This window comes from Mesorhizobium sp. M2A.F.Ca.ET.067.02.1.1 (genome assembly GCF_004023285.1).
In the GTDB taxonomy this organism is placed as follows: Bacteria; Pseudomonadota; Alphaproteobacteria; order Rhizobiales; family Rhizobiaceae; genus Mesorhizobium.
In genome coordinates this window covers 1-3,382 of record NZ_RZSB01000663.1, presented here as the reverse complement: position 1 = coordinate 3,382, position 3,382 = coordinate 1, and the positions used below count along the sequence as shown (strand labels likewise).

Annotated in this window: 3 protein-coding genes and 4 pseudogenes; 1 reads left to right on the top strand and 6 read right to left on the bottom strand. The window is 57.6% G+C overall.

Features of this window, described 5'->3' with window-relative positions; translation table 11 throughout:
* Window positions 1-47: 47 nt before the first annotated feature.
* The 5 genes and pseudogenes from EOA28_RS29585 to EOA28_RS29565 form a co-directional block, all read right to left on the bottom strand.
* Window positions 48-302, bottom strand: a complete 255-nt coding sequence (locus EOA28_RS29585; RefSeq protein WP_189342236.1) for a hypothetical protein — start codon at window positions 300-302, stop codon at window positions 48-50.
* 268 nt (window positions 303-570) lie between these two features.
* A pseudogene (locus EOA28_RS40525) lies at window positions 571-730 on the bottom strand (integrase); the annotation flags it as partial.
* A pseudogene (locus tag EOA28_RS40520) lies at window positions 678-791 on the bottom strand (IS110 family transposase); the annotation flags it as partial. The pseudogenes EOA28_RS40520 and EOA28_RS40525, both read right to left, overlap by 53 nt.
* A 91-nt stretch (window positions 792-882) precedes the next feature.
* Window positions 883-1,284: pseudogene (locus tag EOA28_RS29570) on the bottom strand (IS481 family transposase); the annotation flags it as partial.
* A 57-nt stretch (window positions 1,285-1,341) separates the two neighbouring features.
* Window positions 1,342-1,827, bottom strand: coding sequence for an Lrp/AsnC family transcriptional regulator (locus EOA28_RS29565; RefSeq protein ID WP_128315569.1), 486 nt, complete (start codon window positions 1,825-1,827; stop codon window positions 1,342-1,344).
* A gap of 131 nt (window positions 1,828-1,958) precedes the next feature.
* Here EOA28_RS29565 and EOA28_RS29560 point away from each other — a divergent pair.
* A pseudogene (locus tag EOA28_RS29560) lies at window positions 1,959-2,432 on the top strand (ATP-binding protein); the annotation flags it as partial.
* A 553-nt stretch (window positions 2,433-2,985) separates the two neighbouring features.
* Here the strand turns inward: EOA28_RS29560 and EOA28_RS29550 are convergent.
* A partial coding sequence (locus EOA28_RS29550) for a transposase (protein ID WP_148670927.1) occupies window positions 2,986-3,382 on the bottom strand: 397 nt, incomplete at its 5' end.

Below are 3,382 nucleotides of genomic sequence, written 5' to 3'. Positions count from 1 at the left end.
TTCGTAGAAGAACGCGCGCATCAGTTCCGGGAGCGGATTGGCCTTGCTCATGACCGCACCTCCCGCTCGAGATTGAGACATGGCGCGCCCAGGGTGTTGCGCGTGCCCTTCGTGGCCGCCCATTGATCGATCATCACGCTCAGCGACTCGGTTTCCAGTTGCGGGTTCAACTGCAGGAACCGGTCGAACTGCAAGAACCGCTCGGGTTGCGACGTATATTTGTATCCCCTGCGCCGCATCATCGCGACATGTTCAGCCATGACCTCGCCCAGCACGCTGCCGAACGGTTTGGGTTGGCGCACTGGCAAGAGCCTGTTCTGGATTACGCGATATCAACGCGCGCCAGATCGGCATGCACTGCTTTATATGGCATGCCTCACGTAGAGCTTCGACAGGGTTGTGATCGATCGCACCGGTTACCAGGAGGAAATCGAGGAACCGGTCGATGATGCGGGTGGGATGCAGGAGCGTGGATGTTGCCCAGCGGGTGGCTAATTCTCGTAACCAGGCCTGCAGCGCTTGCGACATAGCTGCCAATGCGCGCGCGATCGGGATCGGGCCAACTGGAGGTCATGCCAGCACCTCCGTTCCCGGCACATCAAGAGCGATGGCCCTCAGATCCTCGGTGGCGAGTTTGAGGTAGGGCGCTGTCGCCGCGGTTGAGCGATGTCCCTAACAGGTCGCCGATTACCTTCTTGGGCACTGCGGCGCGCAACGCCAGCACCATTGATCCCGTGAACCTGAAATACATGCTTGGCGATATCCAGACCAATTGTGGTAATCTTCTCCATGGACGGCTCTTCCTCATGTGACTTTCGACAGCCACACTTTGGCACATTGCGATGCCGGGAGCGGAGGCCGTCCACCACATCAGGTTAGCAGGTCAGCAGCAACAAACAGCAAGGCCTTGCGACCTTCGTATCGCAGTTCGGCATTGTCGATATGGAAATAGCCGATCTAGTATGCCTTAAATCCCTTTGGTTTTTCCTGATCGGCTTTTCGCAGACGAGAAATACCATGCCGCTGTGGGCAGCGATGCGGGGTCACGTCCTTCAGAGCGAGGCCGCTTTCTCCAGGAGCCGACAGGACGGCCCTTCTGTGCTCTTTCGGTCCCATCTGCTCATCCTCGACGCTCAGTCGAGATCGCCACTTCCTCACGGTCCTTTCGTTGATCCCGTAGCGCCTCACGAGCACGGCGGCTGGAGCTTTCGATCGCTGTAGCTCTGCTCGAACGGCGTCCGAAACGTGCGTAGTCTTGGCGCTGCAATGAAGAAGTTGGCCCATGGACTTTCCCTCTGTGTCGGCGACAACACTACGCCATCACACTCTGGGACTTAACACCTAATAGCGCATACTGGAATTGACGCTTATTAGGACAGCTCGTTGGTCCTTCGCCGTCCGCGTCACGACGTATGTGGCGTATTTCTCCACGTCGAACGTAGTACTGAGAAACGTTTCCAGTATCTCATTGTAGTTTTTGATGCTCACAACAACAAATTTGAGGTGGTAGTCAAACGATCCGGTTACCTCGTAGCATTCGATTACTTGTGGAATTGTGAGCACATGGCGCTCGAAGGCGGCATAGGTCTCGCGGCTACTCCTTGACAGAGTTACGTGTGCCAAGATTATCTGCACGGTCTGGAGCTTCTCGATGGCTATTTCCGCCGTGTAGCGCCGAATTATACCAGCTTTCTCGAGTTTTTTCACTCGCTGCCAGCAGGGAGAAATTGAAACCCCGACGATTTTGGCGAGTTGCTTTAGGGGAAGACGGCCATCGGCTTGAAGTGCCTCAAGTATCCGGTAGTCGATTCGATCGAGATTAATCATTCTGCGATATCTTCAGGGAGCGACACTCACTTGGATGTCGCATGCCGTTGGGGGTCAAACGTTTTTGCTATAGAGGCTATGCGATTGCAGCAAGAATTGTAAAGACGGCAACTCAAGCGTTGATGGCGCTCGCCGTCAAGGCCGCAAAGAGCGTCTACTTCTCCACGCTCGCCGACATTATCGCCTCGCTGGCCAAGGCCGAGCGCGAGGGGCAGTTGCGCGAGCGTATCTGCTATCTATGCCGCGCATCCCTGCTGGTCGTCGACGAAATCGGCTATCTCCCGGTCGTGCCCGGCGGCGGCAATCTCTTCTTCCAGCTCGTCAATGCCCGTTACGAGAAGGGTGCCATGATACTCACCTCCAATCGCGGCTTTGCAGAATGGGGCGAAGTTTTTGGTGATGCTGTTGTCGCAACAGCATTGCTCGACAGACTTCTTCACCATGCCGTCGTCGTGCAGATCGAAGGATCGAGCTACCGATTGCGCTAGCACGCTGATCTTGTTCCCGAGCATGTTCGCTCCAAAGCGCTCATCAATCCGCCGCCATCGCCGAAAAAGCGTGGCCGCCCAGCACGACTGAAACCGACCGATCCTGACGCCGGCTGATCACCGATCCCTTCACCCGCACGCTAGGGGAAATTGGATGCCCATATCTGTGGAAACTTGGGCGCCCATTGACATCCGCTGCCGGTTGCCCGGCTTTGTTCGTCGGCTTCACGGCTACTATGCCGGAGTCAGACTTCTCCTGTCCGTTCATCACCTGCTACGGCTCCTCGCCTCCCCGATGCGGACCGACACGGCTATCGCCGCCGGCCGGGCAGGAGATCTCGCAGGTTCCGACGTGTTCCTTTTCGTGCGTGATGTGGCCCTAGCTAGCAGGCTTCTCTGATTGGGGTCGTTGAGGTCAAGCTCCTCCTGATATTTTTCCGGACCATGTCGCCCCGCGGGTCACTCGCTTCTCTTCGCGGTCGACGTTAGGCCGCCGCACGATGGGGTCAGTAGAGCGAGACGTCTCAATCTGTTGAACGACCTTGGGAGAGTTCGCCCAGGATCAAGCCTGCTAACGAGATCACCTTGCCCGTCGTCCCCACGGGAACGATCCGGATCACGCCCTTTCGGGCGGAATCAATTCCTCCTTCGTTGGTCCGTTATCTCCATTTCATGCCGATACGCGGCCGGGTGCCTTGCCGAAGCGGAATTCTGTTGCATCACTCCACATGCGATGCAGGATGACAGCGAGCTTGCGGGCAACAGCAACTCGGGCTCGGGCCATACCGCGCCGTTTGGCGACGTTCATGCCCCACGCTCTGAGGCTCGACCATTTCTTGCTCAGCACGAGCAGCGAATGAGCCGCCTCATAGAGGGCCGTGCGGGCGAGTTCGTCACCGCATCGGCTCACCTTGCCCTGAATGTCCGTTTCGCCAGATTGGTAACGTGCCGGGGTCAGACCCAGATGCGCGCCGACATCCCTCGAGCGACGAAAGCGGTCCGGCTGATCGATCGTGGCACGAAAGGCGAGCGCGGTGATGGGTCCGACACCTGGAACGCTCATGAGT